Raw genomic sequence first — 19257 nt, 5'->3', positions numbered from 1 at the left:
AAATGGAAAAGACATATAACCCGCAAGATATCGAGCAGCCGCTCTACGAGCACTGGGAACAGCAGGGCTACTTTAAACCGAATGGCGATACCAGCCAGGAAAGCTTTTGCATCATGATCCCGCCGCCGAACGTCACCGGCAGCTTGCATATGGGTCACGCTTTCCAGCAGACCATCATGGATACCATGATTCGCTACCAGCGCATGCAGGGTAAAAATACCTTGTGGCAGGCCGGTACCGATCACGCCGGTATCGCCACGCAGATGGTGGTAGAACGCAAAATCGCCGCTGAAGAGGGCAAAACGCGCCAGGATTATGGCCGCGATGCGTTTATCGACAAAATCTGGCAGTGGAAAGCGGAATCCGGCGGCACCATTACTCGCCAGATGCGTCGTCTCGGCAACTCGGTTGACTGGGATCGCGAGCGCTTCACCATGGACGAAGGTCTGTCCAACGCAGTGCGCGAAGTGTTTGTCCGCCTGTACAAAGAGAACCTGATTTACCGTGGCAAACGCCTGGTAAACTGGGATCCAAAACTACGTACCGCAATCTCCGATCTGGAAGTGGAAAATCGCGAGAGCAAAGGCTCGATGTGGCACATTCGCTATCCGCTGGCTGACGGCGTGAAAACCGCTGAAGGCAAAGATTATCTGGTGGTGGCGACTACGCGTCCGGAAACCCTGCTGGGCGATACCGGCGTCGCGGTTAACCCGGAAGATCCGCGGTATAAAGATCTGATCGGAAAAGAGCTGATCCTGCCGCTGGTGAACCGTCGTATTCCGATCGTTGGCGATGAACACGCTGATATGGAAAAAGGCACCGGCTGCGTGAAGATCACGCCTGCGCATGACTTCAACGACTACGAAGTGGGTCGTCGTCATAAGCTGCCGATGATCAACATTCTGACCTTTGATGGCGACATCCGCGAGCGCGCGGAAGTGTTCGACACCAATGGCGAAGTCAGCGACGCGTGCGCAGACGACATCCCGGCACAGTTCCAGAAAATGGAGCGTTTCGCCGCGCGTAAAGCGATTGTTGCTGCCGTTGATGAGATCGGCCTGCTGGAAGAGATCAAACCACATGACCTGACGGTGCCTTACGGCGATCGCGGCGGCGTAGTCATCGAGCCAATGCTGACCGACCAATGGTATGTGCGCACCGCACCGCTGGCGAAAGTCGCGGTTGAAGCGGTAGAAAACGGCGACATCCAGTTCGTGCCGAAGCAGTACGAAAACATGTACTTCTCATGGATGCGTGACATTCAGGATTGGTGTATTTCACGTCAGCTGTGGTGGGGACACCGCATTCCGGCGTGGTACGACAACGACGGCAACGTCTATGTTGGCCGCACCGAAGACGAAGTGCGTCAGGAAAACAATCTGGCTGCCGACGTGGCGCTGCGCCAGGACGACGACGTGCTGGATACCTGGTTCTCGTCCGGTCTGTGGACCTTCTCAACGCTGGGCTGGCCTGAGAACACCGAAGCGCTGCGTACCTTCCATCCAACCAGCGTGTTGGTGAGCGGCTTCGACATCATCTTCTTCTGGATTGCACGCATGATCATGCTGACCATGCACTTCATCAAAGATGAAAACGGCAAGCCGCAGGTGCCGTTCAAAACCGTTTATATGACCGGTTTGATCCGCGATGAAGAAGGCCAGAAGATGTCCAAGTCGAAAGGCAACGTCATCGATCCGCTGGATATGATTGACGGCATTTCGCTAGAAGACCTGCTGGAGAAACGTACCGGCAACATGATGCAGCCGCAGCTGGCAGAGAAGATCCGCAAACGTACCGAGAAGCAATTCCCGGACGGCATCGTGCCTTCAGGTACCGATGCGCTGCGCTTCACCCTTGCCGCGCTGGCTTCTACCGGTCGTGACATCAACTGGGATATGAAGCGCCTCGAAGGCTACCGCAACTTCTGCAACAAGTTGTGGAACGCCAGCCGCTTCGTGCTGATGAATACCGAAGAGCAGGATTGCGGACAAAACGGCGGCGAAATGAAGCTGTCGCTGGCGGATCGCTGGATTCTGAGCGAATTCAACCGCAGCGTAAAAGCCTACCGTGAAGCGCTGGATAACTATCGCTTTGATATCGCGGCCAACATTCTGTACGACTTCACCTGGAACCAGTTCTGTGACTGGTATCTGGAGCTGACCAAGCCGGTGATGACCAGCGGTAGCGAAGCGGAACTGCGCGGTACGCGTAATACGCTGGTCACCGTGCTGGAAGCGCTGCTGCGTCTGGCGCATCCGATCATTCCTTACATCACCGAAACCATCTGGCAGCGTGTGAAAGGCCTGAAAAACATCGACCACGATACCATCATGCTGCAGCCGTTCCCGCAGTATGACGCGGCGAAAGAGGATGCCGAGGCGCAAGCCGATATCGAGTGGATGAAGCAGGCGATCGTCGCGGTGCGTAATATCCGTGCTGAGATGAACATCGCGCCTAGCAAGCCGCTCGACGTGCTGCTGCGTGATTGCTCTGCCGCCGCGCAACGTCGCGTCGAAGAGAACCGTACCTTCCTGTCGCGTCTGGCGCGTCTGGAAAGCCTGACCATTCTGCCAGCAGGCGAGAAAGGCCCGGTTTCGGTCACCAAGATCGTTGAAGGCGCTGAGTTGCTGATCCCGATGGCGGATCTGGTCAACAAAGAAGCCGAGCTGGAGCGTCTGGCGAAAGAGCTGGTGAAACTTGATGTTGAAATCGAGAAGATCCAGACCAAGCTGGCGAACGAAGGCTTTGTCTCACGTGCGCCGGAAGCGGTTGTCGCCAAAGAGCGTGAGCGCGTGGCTGAGCTTGAGCAATCAAAAGCAAAACTGTTTGAACAGCAGGGCGTGATTGCGGCATTGTAAGCGCTTCAGTCCAACTGCTTAATCGAAGCCGGGCACTGCCCGGCTTTTTTATACCGGAAGATAATGATGACCACCGACGCTCCCATCAATTTAAAGGTGCGCCCCATTTCAGCCGCCGATAACCCGCTGATTGCGCAGGTGATCCGTGATGTGTCAGCCGAATTTGGCCTGACGGCGGATAAAGGCTACACCGTGTCCGATCCCCATCTCGATCGCCTGTTCGAACTCTACAGCGAAGCCAACAGCGCTTACTGGATTGTGGAACATGATGGTGTGGTGGTGGGCGGCGGCGGCGTTGCACCGCTGGCCTGCAGCGCGCCGGATATCTGTGAGCTGCAGAAAATGTATTTCCTGCCGCAGGTGCGCGGCTTAGGTCTGGCGCGCGATCTGGCGCTGCGTGCCATGGAATACGCCCGTCAGCAGGGCTTTCAGCGCTGCTATCTGGAAACCACCGGCAGTTTGACGCGTGCGATTAAGTTGTATGAGTCGCTGGGGTTCGAGCTGATTGAGAGCGCGATGGGTTGTACCGGGCATGTGGATTGTGAAGTGCGGATGCTGAAGGTGTTGTGATTTGCTCGCTGTGTGTGCTCGCTGTCCCCCTCCTCGGTCCTCCCCCATAAATGGGGGAGGAAGATGCTGCCACATGTCAGCGTTGAAGCTGCATGTGGCAGCATCTCCTTCCCCCGCTAGCGGGGGAAGGCCGGGATGGGGGACCGCGGGCACAAACCTAAACCGCCGGCACCCCACTATGAAACCGCAGTTCGCCATCCGGCTCGCTGATTAAGCGCGCTTCTGCCTCGCCAAACACCTGCACGCGCGGCGCAATCTCCTTCGGCGAAATCTGCTGCGCCAGCTTCAGGTAATCCTGATAGTGACGCGCTTCCGAGCGCAGCAGCGAAATATAGAACTTCTCCAATTGCTCATCCAGATACGGCGCCAGGCTGGCGAAACGTTCGCAGGATCGCGCTTCGATGTACGCCCCGCAAATCAGCTTATCCACCAGCGCTTCCGGCTCGTATGTGCGAATCTCGCGAATCAAACCTTTGGCATAGCGGCTGGCAGTGATTTTGCGATACGGCAAACCGCGCGACTGCATGATTTCCCACACCTGATAGAAGTGGTGCAGCTCCTCTTTCACCAGCAGCACCATCATCTCCACCAAATCATCGGCCCACGGCAGCTCATTGCGCACGATAATGCTTTTGGTCAGATTCTTGTGGGCATTGATAAAGTTGCCGTCCTGCTCATCGCGGTAGATAAAATCTTCATACGGCTTGAGCCATGCCAGAATGGCATCACCACTTGGCTTATCCGCCACGTATTTACGGATGATGAACACCGCGGTTTGCGCGGCTTTCAATTCACAAACCATGTGATCGGTGAGCAGCAACGTCAGATTTTCCGGCTTGCGCGCTTCATCAATCCACGCTTGTGGCGTGCGGCAATGCAGGAATTGATAGATCGGTTCTAATAGCGGAGCGTAATTCATGGGCAGTCTTTTGTCTTACGGGGAAACGTGTTCAGGGCGGCGAGTGCCGCCCAGTCATGCTTAGTGACGCACACCGTTGTCTTCTTCGTCGTCGATGAACTCGCCATCGTCGTCTTCATCTTCGGCATCAGGATCTTCAAAGTAGGTGCCCCACCCGTCGTAATCGACGTTGTAGCTGCCCGCCAGATTCACCAGCTGCTCAACCTGCGCATCAATCAGCTCTGGCTTCAACGCGCCTTCGCTCAGGATATCCACACACATTACGGTGGTGCCGTCTTCCAGCTCCAGCTCTTCTGGCTCGCTCACTTCGTAGCCCAGCTTGAAGGCATCAACCGCCACCTTCTCCAGCGAGTCGAAGTTGTTGCAGGAGAGATGATGCTCAATAGTGTAAAGCGCATCTGGATCGCTGCCGTCTTCCAGCAACTCTTCAATGATCAGTCGCGTCTCTTCGCGCTGTTCTTCCAGCAATGCTTCATATGCCATGGGTGTGTCCTCAAATATTCGGCTGAATTCAATTATTTTCCCACACTGCCTCGCGCGCCACTACACAAAACAACAAGTTTCTTAACGCCGGGGTTGAAAATGCATATTCATACGGTTAAATTGAATTTTAATTCATTTAATGTAGTCATCCGGAGCGCTGTATGAGTCAGCTACATCAAAGACATTTCCTGAGATTGCTGGATTTCACCCCAGCCGAAATCGATTCTCTGCTGAGTCTGGCAGGTGAATTAAAACACGCAAAGAAAAATGCCAGCGAAACGCAGTACCTGAAAGGCAAAAACATCGCGCTCATCTTCGAAAAAGACTCGACTCGTACCCGATGCTCTTTCGAAGTTGCCGCTTACGATCAGGGCGCTAACGTCACCTATCTCGGCCCAAGCGGCAGCCAAATTGGCCATAAAGAGTCGATGAAGGACACCGCGCGCGTGCTGGGACGCATGTATGACGGTATTCAGTATCGCGGCTACGGCCAGGAACTGGTGGAAACCTTAGCGGAATTCGCTGGCGTCCCGGTGTGGAACGGTCTGACCACCGAATTCCACCCCACGCAGCTGCTGGCCGATCTGCTGACGATGCAGGAGCATCTGCCGGGTAAATCACTGAATGAAATGACGCTGGTTTACGTCGGCGATGCGCGCAACAACATGGGCAACAGCATGCTGGAAGCCGCTGCGCTGGTCGGTCTGGATCTGCGTCTGGTGGCACCCAAAGGCTGCTGGCCGGAAGCGGAACTGGTGGAGCAATGTCGCGTGGCCGCGCAGCAAACCGGTGGCAAAATCACCCTGACTGAAGATATCGCCGAAGGCGTGCAAGGTGCCGACTTCATCTACACGGATGTGTGGGTATCGATGGGCGAAGCCAAATCGGTGTGGGAAGATCGCATCGCCCTGCTGCGTCCTTATCAGGTTAATAGCGCGATGCTGGCGCTGACCGGCAATCCGCAGGTGAAGTTCCTGCACTGCTTACCGGCCTTCCATGACGACAAAACCACGCTGGGCCGTCAAATGGCCGAGCAGCACGGTTTGCACGATGGCATGGAAGTGAGTAATGAGGTGTTTGAATCCGCACACAGCATCGTGTTCGATCAGGCTGAAAACCGCATGCACACCATTAAAGCGGTGATGGTAGCGACGCTCGGCAAGCTATGATGTGCGGCGCCGCAAACGTTTACCTCGCGCGCGATATTTGCTTGATGCAAATCAGTGAATGCGTATAATGCGGCCCAATTTGCCGGAGGAAACATGCAACAGCGCAGCGCACAATTTGACGCTCAACGACGCCTGACAGCGGGCGGCGCATCTGTTTCTTTCCGTCATCAATCGATCGTAAAAAAAGCCCCTTAAGCAGGGGCTTTTTTTTGTCCGCAATCCGGCAGCGCAGAGGAGAACGCTATGGCCAACCCGCTATATCGCAAGCACATCATTTCCATCAACGATCTCAACCGCGACGAGCTGGAGCTGGTGCTGCATACCGCTGCCCAGCTGAAAGCCAATCCCCAGCCGGAGCTGCTGAAACACAATGTGATCGCCAGCTGCTTCTTTGAGGCTTCAACGCGCACGCGTTTGTCGTTTGAAACCGCGATGCATCGTCTCGGCGCGTCAGTGGTGGGCTTCGCCGACGGTAGCAACACCTCGCTCGGCAAGAAAGGCGAAACCCTCGCCGATACCATTTCGGTGATTGGGACTTACGTTGATGCCATCGTGATGCGTCATCCGCAGGAAGGCGCCGCGCGTCTGGCGACGGAATTCTCCGGCGGCATTCCAATCCTCAACGCCGGTGATGGCGCTAACCAGCATCCAACGCAAACGCTGCTCGATCTCTTCACCATCCGCGAAACGCAAAATCGCCTGGATAACCTGAATGTGGCAATGGTCGGCGACCTGAAATATGGCCGCACCGTGCATTCACTGACGCAGGCGCTGGCGAAGTTTGATGGCAACCGCTTCTTCTTTATCGCGCCGGATGCGCTGGCGATGCCTGCGTACATCACCGATATGCTGGATGAGCAGAACATTGCCTGGTCACGCCACGACACCATCGAAGAAGTGATGCCACAACTCGATATTCTGTATATGACGCGCGTGCAGAAAGAGCGCCTCGATCCGTCGGAATACGCCAACGTTAAAGCACAGTTCATTCTGCGTGCCGCTGATTTAGCCGGTGCGCGCGACAACATGAAAGTGCTGCATCCGCTGCCGCGTATCGACGAGATCACCACCGACGTGGATAGCACGCCGCACGCCTGGTATTTTCAGCAGGCTGGAAATGGCATCTTCGCTCGCCAGGCGCTGCTGGCGCTGGTACTGAATCGCGAACTGGCACTGTAAGGAGAAAGCGATGACTCACGATAATAAATTGCAGGTTGAAGCCATCAAACGCGGCACGGTGATTGACCATATCCCGGCGCAGGTCGGCTTTAAGTTACTTTCGCTGTTTCGTCTGACCGAAACCGATCAGCGCATCACCATCGGCCTCAACTTGCCGTCGGGCGAGATGGGCCGTAAAGATCTGATCAAGATCGAAAATACCTTCCTGACCGACGATCAGATCAATCAGTTGGCGGTGTATGCGCCGCTCGCCACGGTAAACCGCATTGACAAATACGAAGTGGTGGCGAAGATCGCCCCCACCTTGCCGGATCGTATTGACCGCGTGCTGACCTGCCCGAACAGCAACTGTATCAGCCGTAACGAGCCGGTGTTCACCAGTTTTGCGGTGAAAAAGCGTGAAGATGATGTGCATCTGAAGTGCAAATATTGCGAGAAAGAGTTCGCGCGCCACGTGGTGCTCGGTCACTGGTAATCGCCCGCGTCGTCCCTATAATGGGACGATTCATTTCGCGGCGGACATCGGTCGGCCGCGCACTTTCAAGGAGAAACAATGTCTCGCGAAATCAGTACTTCAAACGCACCCGCAGCGATTGGCCCTTACGTGCAGGGCGTGGATCTCGGCAGCATGATCATCACTTCAGGCCAGATCCCGGTTGATCCGGCCACCGGCGCCGTTGCCGACGATGTTTCCGCGCAGGCACGTCAATCACTGGAAAATGTGAAGGCGATTGTCGAAGCCGCCGGCCTGAAAGTGGGCGATATCGTGAAAACCACCGTGTTTGTGAAGGATTTGAATGACTTCGCCACCGTGAACGCGACTTATGAAGCGTTCTTCACCGAGCACAACGCCAGCTTCCCAGCGCGTTCGTGCGTGGAAGTGGCGCGCCTGCCGAAAGATGTGAAGATTGAGATCGAGGCGATTGCGGTACGTCGTTGATTTGGTTAGTGCTGGCTGTCCCCCTCCTCGGTCCTCCCCCATAAATGGGGGAGGAAGATGCTGCCACATGTCAGTATTGAAGCTGCATGTGGCAGCATCTCCTTCCCCCGCTTGCGGGGGAAGGCCGGGATGGGGGACAGCCAGCACAATATTTATTTAAACGATCGCAGCAACTTCTCCAGCGGCCGCACCAGCGCCAGCACTGTTTCGTCCTGCACCTGCGCTGCCGCATCCAGTTGTGAATGCATCTGCGCCACCTCACCTGCGCCATACGCCTGATTACGTTCCAGCGCATTGACCAAATCCAGTCCCATTCGGCTCAACTCTGCTACTTGCTGCACCTGCTGCTGCAGCGGCTTGAGCTGATAGCTGCCCAGAATTAGCGGCATCACCGCATCGCTGTTGTTCTGCCAGCGCTGCAATTGCTGACGGATGGCATGCGCCGCCGCATGATCGGCGCGATTGGCGATCAAGCGATCCACCTGCTTATCCAGCACACGCACCGCGTTGCTCTCGGCAGGCAACACATCCGCCAAACGATTGAGCGGTTCAAAGTAGTCGTAATGTCCCGCCTGAAATTTCAGATGCTGGCGCGTGTAGTACTGTGCTGGCTCCAGCACTTCGGCCAATATGCGCAGCGGCGTGATGTCGCTGCTGTTCGCCAGTCGCATCATCTGCACTTCAGCCTGCTGATGCTGCTGCAAGCCGACTGAAATAGTGCCCCAGCGATCCACCGCGCTCAGGCGCTGATACATGTTATCGCTGTCGGTGACATCCTTTGCCGACCATAACCGCTCCGCCACCACAAAGGCGCGCGGCCACAGGCGTGTATCGATTACCCGGCTGTTAACATTCTCCGCCCACAGCGCCGCTTCGCCGCCAATCAGGTTGTTATGCATCTGTTGCGGCGTCGGCAGCGATGGCGCAATGCCGGCTGGCACCTGCGGCAACTTGCTGCCTTCTGCGGGATAGCGCACGTTGCCCACCAGCATATAACCGGTCAGCTTGTCTTGCGTTAGCGTCAACATCGGCTGGAATGGCCCCATCCACGTATCGACGCTGAACGTCAGCTGTGTGGGCGACAGCCAGCGAATATCACTGACCATGCGACGCGCTTTGCCGCTGAAATCGATAAAGCCGCGCCAGCCGTTTTTCCCTTCTATCAGGGTAAAGCTGCCTTTCAGCGCGCTGCCTTTCAAACGCGGCATGGTGAATTGCCAGCTCTGCGCCTGCTCACCAGCCTGCACCTGATCCGCGCCGTTGAGCCCCTGCGGCCAGGGTTCATTGCGATAGTGGTAAGCGGCGGTTTGCGGCTGATCGAGATAGAAACCGGTGGAGAGGATGCCGCGGAAGTCGTTTTTCGCCACCGTGCCCAACGCATCCTGTCCTTGCCACGATTGAATCAGAATGCTTTTAGGCAGATCAGGATGGTAAACCTCATCCCAGCCGATCATGCGGCGCTGATGCGCTTCAAGGATTTTCTCAACGCGCTGATTAAACCAGGCTTGCAGCGCATGCGTATCCTTTAAACCGTGGTCGCGCATAAACTGCTGAATGCGTGTGGAATCATTCCACTGGGTTGGATCAACCTCATCACCGCCAATGTGGATGTAGGGATCGGGGAAGATCGCCGTCACTTCGCCCATTAAGGTGTCGATAAAGCGGAATACCGCTTCGTTGCTGGGATCCAGTAGCGGCTTAAACACGCCCCAGCCGCGCTCCATCTGATACGGTCCCGGCGCGCTCATTAACTCCGGCATCGCTACTGCTATCGCCGACGCATGACCGGGCAGATCGATTTCCGGTACCACGCGTACGCCGCGCTGCGTGGCGTAGCGCACCACATCGCGCATCTGCTGCTGCGTGTAGTACAAGCCGTCGCTGGCTTTCTCCTGCAGCTGCGGATAGTGGCTGGAGGCAAATCGCCAACCTTGATCGTCGGTTAAGTGCCAGTGAAACACGTTCATACGCGCGGCGGCGATGCCGTCGATTTGTCGTTTCACAGTTTCAATTGGCAGGAAGTGGCGCGCCGAATCGATCAGCACGCCGCGCCATGGAAAGCGCGGTTTGTCGTCAATGGTGACGTAGGGAATTTCGGTGCCATTTTCGGTGTTTTCAATCAGCTGCAGCACAGTTTCCATGCCGCGCATCGCGCCAAAGCGCGTGTTGGCTTTCAGCAAGACGCCATCGCTGTTAACCAGCAGATGATAACTTTCGTCGCTGTCTGGCTGGGGAAGCGGATCAACCGCCTGCGCGATTTGTACCTGAATGCTGGGATGATCGCTGGATGCGCTGGCCGGCAGCAGCGGCCAGCCGGTTTGCCGCGCAATGCGCGCGCGCCAGCGCGATTCAGCACCTTCCAGATGATCGCCCGAGATATGTAACCTGAGCTGCGGTGTTAACACATACGCCCCGCCGCCGCCTGGCTGGACAACGCTTTGTGGCCACGGCATCAGCGGTAAATCTCCAGCCGGTGCGGCGAAGGCGGAAAAAGTCATGGATAAACAACAGGCAAGCAGAGTTCTTTGCAATGGCATCTGGGCATCCTTGTAAATGAAACAACGGACCAAAATGGGCGAAAGGCCCATTAAACCTGTTTCGCATTGCAAAGCAAGTGGCCGCAAACTGAAATCAAGGCGGGTTAATACTTTTGTATTTTAGCCAGATTAACCATTGCGCGGCTTTCATTCCTGGTTGTGGCTTCTTTGTTGTAGGTCAAACCGCCGGCGATTAATCTCAGCGCAAACACCACATATAGCGATTAAACTCCTTAAAATTATCTACATATAGTTTCATGGAGAAGAAATGGCGACGGTGGTGATTAAGCGTGACGGCTGCAGAGTGCCGTTTGATGCGCAGCGGATCGAGGCGGCAGTCAACGCGGCTGCAGCTGCGGCACAAATCGATGATACGGCGTGGTGCGCGCAAGTGGCGGCGCAGGTCAGCCAGCAGCTGGCTGAACAGGCTGAAGTGGATATCCGCGACATTCAGTGTGCGGTGGAAGAGACGCTAATGAGCGGACGCTGGCCGCAGCTGGCGCGTGCCTACATCGAATATCGCCATGACCGCGATTTAGCACGCGAGCAGCGCGGTAAACTGCATCACGCCATTCGCGGTTTAGTGGAGCAAACCAACGCCGCGCTGCTCAATGAAAACGCGAATAAAGACAGCAAAGTGATTCCTACCCAGCGCGATTTGCTGGCTGGCATCGTCGCCAAACATTACGCTCAGCAGCAACTCTTGCCACGCGATGTGGTGCTGGCGCATGAACGCGGCGACATCCATTATCACGATCTCGACTATTCCCCGTTCTTCCCGATGTTTAACTGCATGCTAATCGATCTGCACGGCATGCTGACCCACGGTTTTAAGATGGGCAACGCCGAGATCGAGCCGCCCAAATCAATCGCCACCGCCACGGCGGTGACCGCACAGATCATCGCGCAGGTCGCCAGCCACATTTACGGCGGCACCACCATCAATCGCATTGATGAAGTGCTGGCACCGTTCGTTACGCTCAGTCTGGAAAAACACCGCGCGGTGGCGCTGGAATGGCAGATTCCGGATGCCGAAGCCTATGCGCGCGTTCGCACCGAGAAAGAGTGCTACGACGCGTTTCAGTCGCTGGAATATGAAGTGAATACGCTGCACACCGCCAACGGCCAGACGCCGTTTGTCACCTTTGGCTTTGGCCTCGGCACCGACTGGGCCGCGCGCCTGATCCAGCAATCCATTCTGCGCAACCGCATTGCCGGATTGGGCAAAAATCACAAAACCGCGGTATTCCCGAAACTGGTGTTTGCTATCCGCGAAGGCGTGAATCATCGGCCTGGCGATGTTAATTACGATATCAAGCAGCTGGCGTTAGAGTGCGCCAGCAAGCGCATGTATCCGGATATCCTCAACTACGAAAAAGTGGTGGAAGTGACCGGCTCGTTTAAAACGCCGATGGGCTGCCGTAGCTTCCTTGGCGTCTACGAGGAGAACGGCGAGCAGATTCACGAAGGCCGCAACAATATTGGCGTCATTAGCCTCAATCTACCGCGTATCGCGCTGCAAGCCAAAGGCGATGAAGCGCAGTTCTGGCGCTTGCTGGATGAACGTCTGGCGCTGGCGAAGCGGGCCTTAATGACGCGTATCGCCCGGCTGGAAAAAACCAAAGCGCGCGTAGCGCCGATTCTCTATATGGAAGGCGCCTGCGGCGTGCGCCTGAAAGCGGATGACGAAGTGGGCGCCATTTTCCGCAACGGCCGCGCCTCGATTTCCCTTGGCTACATCGGCCTGCATGAGACGCTGAATGCGCTGAGCGGCAACCAAGTGCATCCGTATGACGCCGATTACCTGCGGGAAAAAGGCGTGGCCATTGTCACGCACCTGCGCCGCGCGGTGGATGCGTGGAAAGCGGAAACCGGCTACGGCTTCAGCTTGTACAGCACGCCGAGCGAGAATCTGTGCGACCGCTTCTGTCGCCTCGATGCCGCCGAATTTGGCGTGGTGGCCGGCGTTACCGACAAAGGGTATTACACCAATAGCTTCCATCTCGACGTGGAGAAGAAGGTCAATCCGTACGACAAGATCGACTTTGAAGCGCCCTATCCCGCCATCGCTAACGGCGGATTCATCTGTTACGGCGAATATCCCAACATCCAGCACAACCTCAAAGCGCTCGAAGATGTCTGGGATTACAGCTATCACCGCGTGCCCTATTACGGCACCAATACGCCGATTGATGAGTGCTACGAATGCGGCTTTAGCGGCGAGTTCAGCTGCACCAGCAAAGGGTTTACCTGCCCATGCTGTGGTAATCACGATCCGGCGCGCGTGTCGGTGACGCGCCGCGTGTGTGGCTATCTCGGCAGCCCGGATGCGCGTCCGTTTAACGCCGGTAAGCAGCAAGAAGTACAGCGGCGCGTTAAACATCTGGAGACAGGAAAACTGGGATGATGCGCATCCACGGCTATTATCCGGTTGATATCGTTAACGGGCCCGGCACGCGCTGCACGCTGTTTGTCGCGGGCTGCGAACATCAATGTCGCGGCTGCTACAACCAAAGCACGTGGCGGCTGGATTCCGGCGTGCCGTTTACGCTGGAGATGGAAGAGCAGCTGATCGCCGATCTTAACGATCGGCGCATTGCGCGTCAGGGCTTGTCGCTGAGCGGCGGCGATCCGCTGCATCCGCACAACGTGCCGCATATACGTCGTCTGGTGAAACGCGTGCGTCGTGAGTGTCCGGATAAGGATATCTGGCTGTGGACTGGATACCAGATGGCAGAACTCAGTGCGGCGCAGCGCGAAGTGGTGGAGGAAATTGATGTGCTGATTGACGGGCGCTTTATCGATGCAGAGAAAGATGCGCGGCTGCTGTGGCGCGGCAGCCGCAATCAGAAGATTTGGTGGTTACGCCAGCCACAAGGCGAGCACGCCGAGCAGCATGCCGCTGCCTGCCACGCCGATCAACGCGATCCACAGCGCCCGTGCCGGAAAGGCGCGATGCAGCATCAATAACGATGGCACACTCACGGCGGGCAGCGTGACTAATAACGCCAGCGCGGGCGCAATGCCCATGCCCGCCAGCATCATGGTCTGCACAATCGGGATTTCCGCGGCGGTGGGGATCACAAACAGGCAGCCGGCAATTGCCATCAACATCACCCAAAACAGTGTATTGCCCACCGCACCATCCGCGTGCGGGAACAGCCAAACGCGCGCGGCGCCGAGCAACAATACCGCGACGATATACAGCGGAATGGTGTTGCAGAACAGTCGCCACATCACACGCAGCCAGCGTGACAGAAACGGGTGTTCATCGCGGGCCGGGATAACGGGCGCGGCAACGGCTTGATCCGGCACGCTGCGCTGCACCAGCCACGCGATGCCCAACACCATCATCAAACCCGCCACCAGCCGAATTGCCGCAAAATTCCAGCCGAGCACAAAACCCATAAAAATCAGCGTGGCAGGATTGAGCAGCGGATTCGCCAGCCAGAACGCCATCGCCGCACCGCTGGAAACCTGCGACTGACGTAAACCAGCGGTCACTGGTGCCGCACAGCAGCTGCACATCATGCCCGGCAAACCTAATCCAGTGCCCATCAACGTCGAACCAAAGCGTGAGCTGCCCATCAGACGCAGCAGCCAGGCGCGCGGAATCAGCACCTGCACCAGCGATCCGAGCATCACGCCAAGCACCGCCGCTTTCCACACGGCGAGGAAATAGACCATGGCGTAATCGAGCGCCGCGCGCCACGGTGAGTCCGCCGCATTGGCCAGAATCGATTTACCGATCGAATGCGTTTCGGCAGCAGTAAAGGCTTTGCCGTAATAAGGCTGCCATTTGACATACCACAGGCCGATTACTACCACGGCGAGGAACAGCAGCGGTTTCCACCAGGCGAAGCGTGTCGCCGGGGCATGAGAAGGGAGTTGGGTCATCACGGAATTCCGTATTCAACTGAATAACGATGCCGCGTTAGGATACGCGGCGGAAAGGCCTTAGTGTCATTCAGGTCATTTCATTGCGCCATGTGGAAATCGCCTAAACTTGATCCGGCACGAAAATTTACCTCCCGGAAGAATTGCCGGCTGGCTTGCTTTTTGCGACATGGCTACCAGACTTGTTGGGTTAGAAGTGCAACGAACATAAGGTTCGTGATCAACAAGGAGGAAAAAAGATGAGCAAGAAAATAGCGGTACTGATTACCGATGAATTTGAAGACTCAGAGTTTACCTCACCGGCGGAGGCTTACACTCAGGCAGGCCATGAAGTGGTTACCATCGAGTTTAAGGCCGGCAACATCGTTAAAGGGAAACAGGGTAAAGCTGAGGTCAACATTGACAAGGCTATTGATGATGTGAATGCAGCCGAGTTCGATGCGCTGCTGCTGCCCGGCGGACACTCTCCCGATGCCCTGCGCGGTGACGATCGCTTCGTCAACTTCACCAGGGAGTTTGTCGCCAGCGGCAAGCCGGTGTTTGCCATTTGCCATGGCCCGCAGCTGCTGATCAGCGCGAACGGCGTGCGCGGCCGCAAAATGACCAGCGTAAAAGCCATCGCCATCGATCTGCGTAATGCCGGTGCGGATTTTTACGATAAAGAAGTGGTGGTGGATGATGACAAGTTAGTTACCAGCCGCACGCCTGAAGACCTGCCCGCGTTTAATCGCGAATCGCTGCGGATTTTGAACGCGGCCTGATAGTTTTTCCTGCATTGGGGTCGCCGTGAATGGCGGCCCTAAGGCCGGGTCCAGATAATCTTTTTGCCAAAGCCCAGCGCATTGTCGGTCATCTTCACTTCGTCGAGCACGATTTCCCACAATGGTGCGGTGACCTTCTTTGCCACTGGAAAACGCTTCTGATAAGCGTGACGCGCCAGCACTTCCCTTTCTCCACTTAGCAGCTGAATCACGCCGCGATACTGCACGCCTTTAATCAACAGCACACTTTTGGGCTGGCCATTCACCGTGCCCGCCACGCGCGGATTTGACTGGATTAATGCGCCATGGCGCGTGTCCGGTTCAGTCATCAGCCAGAACGCCATGTTCGCGGCATCAAATACATAAAAGCAGTTGGCACACCACACATCGTCGCCGTGGCTGGCAGATAACGACAGCACGTGCTGTTTTTTTAAGTAGCGAATCAGATGAGCATGGTCGGACAAAATTGGACTCCGTGCGGCGAATAGCGATGCAGCCTGAAGCGCGCTACACTGCCTGCCAGCTAATTTTCGGGATAAGTATGATGGAACAAGGCTGGCAGCTTTATCTGCTACAAACCGCCGCAGGGATGCTATATACCGGCATCACCACCGATGTTAATCGTCGGCTGCAACAGCATCAGCAGGGACGCGGCGCGCGTTCGCTGCGTGGCAAGGGCCCGCTGACGCTGGTGTTTCACTGCGATGCGGGCGATCGGGCGGCGGCGTCACGCCTGGAATATCAGGTGAAGCAGCTGAGCCGCGCGCAAAAGCTGCTGCTGGTTGCACAGCAGCCGCCCTGCTTAGTGGCCTGGTTTAGTCGAAACGGTTAAACGGCAGCGCGAATTCGATCAGCCCTTCTGCACCGACAAACGCATCGTCGGCCAGTTTGTAGACCTGAAAGGCCGCTTCACTGCCTAACCAGCGACAGTGCAAACCATGACGTGCCGCCGGTTCAAAGCCGAGTGGATTGTAGAACTCAGGATCGCCCAGCACCACCACGGCGCTGTAGCTGAACTCATTCAGTGAATCCAACCCTTCATACACCAGCCGTTTAGCAAGGCCCTGTTTGCGCACCGATTCATCCACGGCGAGCGGCGCCAAAGCGACCCAGTTGCGGTCTTCTCCCTGCAGGGTCACCGGACTGAAAGCGGCATAACCCAGCACCTGACCTTCATCATCCGTGGCAACTACACCGAGAGTCAGCAAGCCATCTTCGCGCAGTTGCTGTATCAGTTCCGCTTCGGCAGCGGTAGCAAAACTGCGCTTTAACAGGCTATCGATGCCTGCTGCATCAACGCCAATTTCAGTACGAATCAACATGAGATCCCCGCGCGCGCCTCAGCGGCCTTCGCGTCCTGTTTCATTCCTGTCTCAATAAAAGCAGCGAGCTGCTGCAATCCCGTGCGTAATGGCGTGGGCATGGCATCCAGTTCAATGGCATCCATTAGGTTTTTCACCTCAAGTCCCAGCTCCGTGTCACCTTCAATCACCAAACGGCGTTGAAAGAACAACATATCGGGATCCGCTTTGCGTGCTGCCACCAGCAACAGATCGTTGGCTTCACCGCGAAACCAGACATCAGCCTCGGTGTCGCGCGAAACGGTCAGGCGCCCTGCTTGCAGGGTGGTGATCCAGCGCAGATTCACATCGGCAACCTCAATCCCCAGATAACGCCCTTCCAGAAAGTCTAACTCACCTTCAGACAAAGCATGACGAAATTGCCAGTTTAGGAGTTGTTGCAGAATAGCTTTTTTTAGCGGGAAAGGGGTAATGGAAACAGGTAAAGCGAGGAATTCTGGCCCTTTTTCAACAATCAGACCGCGTAAGCGCGCAAACATCATCGTCATTCCCTTCAGAAAATTTCATCTATTTTGCCACATCTGACCGGCTTCGCCTCCACTGAGATCAAGGAAATCGCCGCCTGGCTGGACGAAAAACCTTCACTCCCGATCATCAATGCCGCTTTCACTGCCTTAAATCAACATTGCTGTCGGGTCAGTTATTTACACTCTTCGGCTTCAGAATCCGGGGAGGAAAATGTATGGAACTGCTGTGTCCGGCGGGGAATTTGCCTGCGCTGAAATCGGCGGTGGAGCATGGTGCTGACGCGGTGTATGTCGGCCTGAAAGACGATACCAATGCCCGCCACTTTGCTGGCCTCAATTTTACCGATAAGAAACTGGCTGAAGCCGCACGCTATCTGCACCAGCATCGCCGCAAACTGCATGTGGCAATCAACACCTTCGCCCATCCTGATGGCATCAATCGCTGGCAAAGCGCGATTGATGTTGCCGCTCAGAACGGCGCGGATGCGTTGATTCTGGCCGATATTGCCACGCTGGAGTACGCGGCAAAACACTATCCGCAGGTTGAGCGTCACCTTTCGGTACAGGCCTCCGCCACCAATCTGCAGGCCATCCATTTTTACCATCGTCATTTTCAACTCAGCCGCGTGGTGCTGCCGCGCGTGCTGTCGATGCATCAGGTCAAACAGCTGGCGCGTGAAACGCCGGTACCGCTGGAAGTGTTCGCTTTCGGTAGCCTGTGCATTATGGCTGAAGGCCGCTGCTACCTCTCTTCCTGGCTGACCGGCGAGTCGCCTAACAGCGCGGGAGCCTGCTCGCCGGCGAAATTTGTCCGCTGGCAGCAGACGCCAAAAGGCATGGAATCGCGCCTGAATGAGGTGCTGATTGACCGTTATGCGCCCGACGAGAGCGCTGGCTATCCCACCTTGTGCAAAGGCCGTTACGAAGTGGATAACCAGCTCTATCACGTACTGGAAGAACCTACCAGCCTGAACACCTTGTCGCTGCTGCCTGAACTGCTGCGCGCCAACATTGCCTCGGTGAAAATTGAAGGACGCCAGCGCAGCCCGGCCTATGTGGCGCAGGTAGCGAAAGTGTGGCGTCAGGCCATTGATCGCTGCATGGCATCGCCGGAACAGTATGCCGTGCAGGAACCCTGGATGCAGGCGTTGGGCGAATTATCAGAAGGCAGCCAAACCACGCTCGGTGCTTATCACCGTGACTGGCAATAAGGAGATCGCATGAAATACGCCATCGGGCCGGTGCTGTGGTACTGGCCAACCGCAACGCTGGAAACCTTTTATCAACGCGCCGCCGAGAGCAGCGCGGAGATCATTTATCTCGGCGAAGCCGTCTGCAGTAAAAGACGCGCTACCTCGTTCCATCAATGGATGGACATCGCGCGCATGCTGGCGCTGCAGGGCAAGCAAGTGGTGCTGAGTACGTTGGCACTGCTGCAGTCGCCATCGGAAGTCAAAGAGCTGCGCCGCTATGTCGAAAACGGTGAGTTCCTGCTGGAAGCCAATGATATCGGCACAGTGAATATGGCGGCGGAGCGCAAATTGCCGTTTGTCGCCGGCCCAACGCTGAATGTGTATAACGCGCAGACGCTGCAACTGTTGCTGAAAGAAGGCATGACGCGCTGGTGCATTCCGGTGGAGATGTCCCGCGACTGGCTGATTCAGCTGCTGCAACAGTGCGATGCGGCGGGTGTGCGCGATCAATTTGAGGTGGAAGTGCTTGGCTATGGTCATCTGCCGCTGGCGCTGTCAGCACGCTGCTTTACCGCACGCGCCGAGAATCGTGGCAAAGATGATTGCCAAACCTGCTGCATCAATTACCCAACCGGCCGCCGCGTGCTCTCGCAGGAAGGCCAGCAGGTGTTTGTGCTCAACGGCATTCAGACCATGAGCGGCTATTGCTACAACCTCGGCAATGACCTGAGCGGCATGCATAACTGGATCGACATTGTACGTTTGTCGCCCCAGGGCGAAAGTACGCTCGCCGAAGTGGATCGCTTCCGCGCCAACGAAGCCGGTCAGGCACCGCTAATGATGGCGCGCGGCAGTGATTGTAATGGTTATTGGCGTCGCCTGGCGGGAATGGCACTGGAAGGCGGCAGGTAAAGGCACATTCC

19 protein-coding genes are annotated in these 19257 nt (G+C 56.4%); 12 read left to right on the top strand and 7 right to left on the bottom strand.

The features are described 5' to 3' along the window. Positions 1 to 2: 2 nt before the first annotated feature. A complete protein-coding gene (locus K5Y32_RS16575) occupies positions 3 to 2858 on the top strand; it encodes a valine--tRNA ligase (protein WP_222185170.1) in 2856 nt (951 codons plus the stop codon). A gap of 66 nt (positions 2859 to 2924) precedes the next feature. After that, positions 2925 to 3428, top strand: coding sequence for a GNAT family N-acetyltransferase (locus K5Y32_RS16570; RefSeq protein ID WP_222185312.1), 504 nt, complete (start codon positions 2925 to 2927; stop codon positions 3426 to 3428). 157 nt (positions 3429 to 3585) lie between these two features. On the opposite strand, the gene K5Y32_RS16565 is transcribed toward K5Y32_RS16570, so the two are convergent. Next, complete coding sequence (locus tag K5Y32_RS16565) at positions 3586 to 4347, bottom strand: tRNA-(ms[2]io[6]A)-hydroxylase (protein WP_101762230.1); 762 nt, start codon at positions 4345 to 4347, stop codon at positions 3586 to 3588. Between the two features lie 60 nt (positions 4348 to 4407). Continuing rightward, positions 4408 to 4830 (bottom strand): ribonuclease E inhibitor RraB, encoded by a 423-nt coding sequence (gene rraB, locus K5Y32_RS16560; RefSeq protein ID WP_008104254.1) that lies wholly within the window; start codon positions 4828 to 4830, stop codon positions 4408 to 4410. Between the two features lie 161 nt (positions 4831 to 4991). On the opposite strand from rraB, the gene argF reads away from it, so the two are divergent. From argF to ridA, 4 genes are all read left to right on the top strand, one after another. After that, positions 4992 to 5999 carry an ornithine carbamoyltransferase gene (gene argF / locus K5Y32_RS16555; protein WP_137385078.1) on the top strand — a complete coding sequence of 336 codons (1008 nt, stop codon included), beginning with the start codon at positions 4992 to 4994 and terminating at the stop codon, positions 5997 to 5999. 243 nt (positions 6000 to 6242) lie between these two features. Beyond that, positions 6243 to 7178 carry an aspartate carbamoyltransferase gene (gene pyrB / locus K5Y32_RS16550; RefSeq protein ID WP_101762233.1) on the top strand — a complete coding sequence of 312 codons (936 nt, stop codon included), beginning with the start codon at positions 6243 to 6245 and terminating at the stop codon, positions 7176 to 7178. A 10-nt stretch (positions 7179 to 7188) separates the two neighbouring features. Then, positions 7189 to 7653 (top strand): aspartate carbamoyltransferase regulatory subunit, encoded by a 465-nt coding sequence (gene pyrI / locus K5Y32_RS16545; protein ID WP_222185161.1) that lies wholly within the window; start codon positions 7189 to 7191, stop codon positions 7651 to 7653. A 78-nt stretch (positions 7654 to 7731) separates the two neighbouring features. Then, on the top strand, positions 7732 to 8118 hold the full coding sequence (gene ridA / locus K5Y32_RS16540; RefSeq protein WP_061718232.1) for a 2-iminobutanoate/2-iminopropanoate deaminase: 387 nt from the start codon (positions 7732 to 7734) through the stop codon (positions 8116 to 8118). 152 nt (positions 8119 to 8270) lie between these two features. On the opposite strand, the gene K5Y32_RS16535 is transcribed toward ridA, so the two are convergent. Further along, a complete protein-coding gene (locus K5Y32_RS16535) occupies positions 8271 to 10655 on the bottom strand; it encodes a beta-N-acetylhexosaminidase (RefSeq protein ID WP_222185158.1) in 2385 nt (794 codons plus the stop codon). A 268-nt stretch (positions 10656 to 10923) separates the two neighbouring features. On the opposite strand from K5Y32_RS16535, the gene nrdD reads away from it, so the two are divergent. Both nrdD and nrdG read left to right on the top strand, forming a co-directional pair. Further along, a complete protein-coding gene (nrdD, locus tag K5Y32_RS16530; protein WP_222185156.1) occupies positions 10924 to 13062 on the top strand; it encodes an anaerobic ribonucleoside-triphosphate reductase in 2139 nt (712 codons plus the stop codon). Beyond that, entirely contained in the window at positions 13059 to 13625 is a 567-nt protein-coding gene (gene nrdG, locus K5Y32_RS16525; protein ID WP_222185155.1) for an anaerobic ribonucleoside-triphosphate reductase-activating protein, read from the top strand. Before nrdD ends, nrdG begins: the two co-directional genes overlap by 4 nt. Here nrdG and K5Y32_RS16520 read toward each other — a convergent pair. Beyond that, positions 13518 to 14552, bottom strand: coding sequence for a permease (locus K5Y32_RS16520; protein WP_222185153.1), 1035 nt, complete (start codon positions 14550 to 14552; stop codon positions 13518 to 13520). The genes nrdG and K5Y32_RS16520 overlap by 108 nt on opposite strands. A gap of 239 nt (positions 14553 to 14791) precedes the next feature. On the opposite strand from K5Y32_RS16520, the gene K5Y32_RS16515 reads away from it, so the two are divergent. Then, the gene (locus tag K5Y32_RS16515; RefSeq protein ID WP_101762238.1) at positions 14792 to 15313 is read left to right on the top strand and encodes a type 1 glutamine amidotransferase domain-containing protein; all 522 of its coding nucleotides are present in this window, start codon (positions 14792 to 14794) and stop codon (positions 15311 to 15313) included. Between the two features lie 38 nt (positions 15314 to 15351). On the opposite strand, the gene K5Y32_RS16510 is transcribed toward K5Y32_RS16515, so the two are convergent. Continuing rightward, on the bottom strand, positions 15352 to 15777 hold the full coding sequence (locus K5Y32_RS16510) for a YhbP family protein (protein WP_222185151.1): 426 nt from the start codon (positions 15775 to 15777) through the stop codon (positions 15352 to 15354). A gap of 80 nt (positions 15778 to 15857) precedes the next feature. Here K5Y32_RS16510 and K5Y32_RS16505 point away from each other — a divergent pair, with 80 nt between their 5' ends. Continuing rightward, complete coding sequence (locus tag K5Y32_RS16505) at positions 15858 to 16145, top strand: GIY-YIG nuclease family protein (protein ID WP_101762240.1); 288 nt, start codon at positions 15858 to 15860, stop codon at positions 16143 to 16145. Here K5Y32_RS16505 and K5Y32_RS16500 read toward each other — a convergent pair. Further along, positions 16129 to 16635, bottom strand: coding sequence for a GNAT family N-acetyltransferase (locus K5Y32_RS16500; protein WP_101762241.1), 507 nt, complete (start codon positions 16633 to 16635; stop codon positions 16129 to 16131). The two genes, K5Y32_RS16505 and K5Y32_RS16500, sit on opposite strands and share 17 nt — an antisense overlap. Continuing rightward, positions 16629 to 17153, bottom strand: a complete 525-nt coding sequence (locus tag K5Y32_RS16495; RefSeq protein WP_101762372.1) for an SCP2 domain-containing protein — start codon at positions 17151 to 17153, stop codon at positions 16629 to 16631. Before K5Y32_RS16495 ends, K5Y32_RS16500 begins: the two co-directional genes overlap by 7 nt. Before the next feature lie 203 nt (positions 17154 to 17356). Between K5Y32_RS16495 and K5Y32_RS16490 the strand changes: the two genes are divergently transcribed. Next, the gene (locus tag K5Y32_RS16490; protein WP_137385068.1) at positions 17357 to 18352 is read left to right on the top strand and encodes a peptidase U32 family protein; all 996 of its coding nucleotides are present in this window, start codon (positions 17357 to 17359) and stop codon (positions 18350 to 18352) included. Between the two features lie 9 nt (positions 18353 to 18361). Further along, on the top strand, positions 18362 to 19246 hold the full coding sequence (locus tag K5Y32_RS16485) for a U32 family peptidase (protein ID WP_222185148.1): 885 nt from the start codon (positions 18362 to 18364) through the stop codon (positions 19244 to 19246). Positions 19247 to 19257: the final 11 nt, after the last annotated feature.

It is taken from the genome of Pantoea sp. DY-15 (assembly GCF_019795935.1).
GTDB lineage: Bacteria > Pseudomonadota > Gammaproteobacteria > Enterobacterales > Enterobacteriaceae > Pantoea > Pantoea leporis.
The sequence above is the reverse complement of the archived record's forward strand: the minus strand, read 5'-3'. Positions and strand labels throughout refer to the sequence as shown.

What these genes read in the sequence shown, in the direction of transcription:
- K5Y32_RS16495 (WP_101762372.1), bottom strand. Translation starts at nt 17,153, where the DNA reads ATGTTTGCGCGCTTACGCGGTCTGATTGTTGAAAAAGGGCCAGAATTC.
- rraB (WP_008104254.1), bottom strand. Translation starts at nt 4,830, where the DNA reads ATGGCATATGAAGCATTGCTGGAAGAACAGCGCGAAGAGACGCGACTG.
- pyrB (WP_101762233.1), top strand. Translation starts at nt 6,243, where the DNA reads ATGGCCAACCCGCTATATCGCAAGCACATCATTTCCATCAACGATCTC.
- ridA (WP_061718232.1), top strand. Translation starts at nt 7,732, where the DNA reads ATGTCTCGCGAAATCAGTACTTCAAACGCACCCGCAGCGATTGGCCCT.
- K5Y32_RS16515 (WP_101762238.1), top strand. Translation starts at nt 14,792, where the DNA reads ATGAGCAAGAAAATAGCGGTACTGATTACCGATGAATTTGAAGACTCA.
- argF (WP_137385078.1), top strand. Translation starts at nt 4,992, where the DNA reads ATGAGTCAGCTACATCAAAGACATTTCCTGAGATTGCTGGATTTCACC.
- K5Y32_RS16505 (WP_101762240.1), top strand. Translation starts at nt 15,858, where the DNA reads ATGGAACAAGGCTGGCAGCTTTATCTGCTACAAACCGCCGCAGGGATG.
- K5Y32_RS16490 (WP_137385068.1), top strand. Translation starts at nt 17,357, where the DNA reads ATGGAACTGCTGTGTCCGGCGGGGAATTTGCCTGCGCTGAAATCGGCG.
- nrdG (WP_222185155.1), top strand. Translation starts at nt 13,059, where the DNA reads ATGATGCGCATCCACGGCTATTATCCGGTTGATATCGTTAACGGGCCC.
- K5Y32_RS16485 (WP_222185148.1), top strand. Translation starts at nt 18,362, where the DNA reads ATGAAATACGCCATCGGGCCGGTGCTGTGGTACTGGCCAACCGCAACG.
- K5Y32_RS16500 (WP_101762241.1), bottom strand. Translation starts at nt 16,635, where the DNA reads ATGTTGATTCGTACTGAAATTGGCGTTGATGCAGCAGGCATCGATAGC.
- nrdD (WP_222185156.1), top strand. Translation starts at nt 10,924, where the DNA reads ATGGCGACGGTGGTGATTAAGCGTGACGGCTGCAGAGTGCCGTTTGAT.
- K5Y32_RS16535 (WP_222185158.1), bottom strand. Translation starts at nt 10,655, where the DNA reads ATGCCATTGCAAAGAACTCTGCTTGCCTGTTGTTTATCCATGACTTTT.
- K5Y32_RS16520 (WP_222185153.1), bottom strand. Translation starts at nt 14,552, where the DNA reads ATGACCCAACTCCCTTCTCATGCCCCGGCGACACGCTTCGCCTGGTGG.
- pyrI (WP_222185161.1), top strand. Translation starts at nt 7,189, where the DNA reads ATGACTCACGATAATAAATTGCAGGTTGAAGCCATCAAACGCGGCACG.
- K5Y32_RS16570 (WP_222185312.1), top strand. Translation starts at nt 2,925, where the DNA reads ATGACCACCGACGCTCCCATCAATTTAAAGGTGCGCCCCATTTCAGCC.
- K5Y32_RS16565 (WP_101762230.1), bottom strand. Translation starts at nt 4,347, where the DNA reads ATGAATTACGCTCCGCTATTAGAACCGATCTATCAATTCCTGCATTGC.
- K5Y32_RS16575 (WP_222185170.1), top strand. Translation starts at nt 3, where the DNA reads ATGGAAAAGACATATAACCCGCAAGATATCGAGCAGCCGCTCTACGAG.